Source organism: Ruegeria sp. AH12 (assembly GCF_056541465.1).
The window spans coordinates 1-577 of sequence record NZ_JBQFYL010000199.1 but is presented as its reverse complement, the minus strand read 5'-3'; the positions used below and the strand labels follow the sequence as shown (position 1 = coordinate 577).

The following is a 577-nucleotide window of genomic DNA, read 5'->3' as shown; positions in this document are numbered from 1 at the left end:
CCATAATGAACCCCGACCCCGATCCGAATCTCTGGCTCACCCGCGCGCTTGCGCTCCAAATTCCAACGGTCGATCATCTCGACCATGGACCGCGCGCATGCCAGCGCATTGCTTGCATCCAGCTCTCCAGGTACGGGGGTTCCAAACGTGGCCATCAGCCCATCGCCCAAGTATTTGTCGAGTGTTCCGTGATGGCGAAACACCTCGGTCTCCATTCGGGCGTGGAAACCACGCAAAACTTCAATAACCTCATATGGATCACGGCCAGCCGAGAACTTGGTGAAGCCAACGATGTCGATAAATAGAACCGCGATATCCTCTTTGCGGACCTGCTTCAGAGGTTCGTCGTTCTGGCTCAGCTCATCCACCACATTCGGCGAAAAGTATCGAGACAGATTAGCACGTTCACGTTCAAGCCCAGCATTGGACATCAGCAAGCGATTGAGGCGGCGCATCGACACCCCAAGCGTCACTGCGACCATGACAAAAACGATCACCTGCTGGATACGTAGGGTTGGCATGAAACTGTTGGGATCCATGAACTCGGCCACATCCGGGTAGCCTGACAAAGCCTCGG

The 577-nt window shown here is 55.3% G+C and carries 1 protein-coding gene; it reads right to left on the bottom strand.

The window, feature by feature from the left end:
* On the bottom strand, positions 1-577 hold a 577-nt coding region (locus ACR0EL_RS22610; protein WP_480502372.1), incomplete at both ends, for an adenylate/guanylate cyclase domain-containing protein.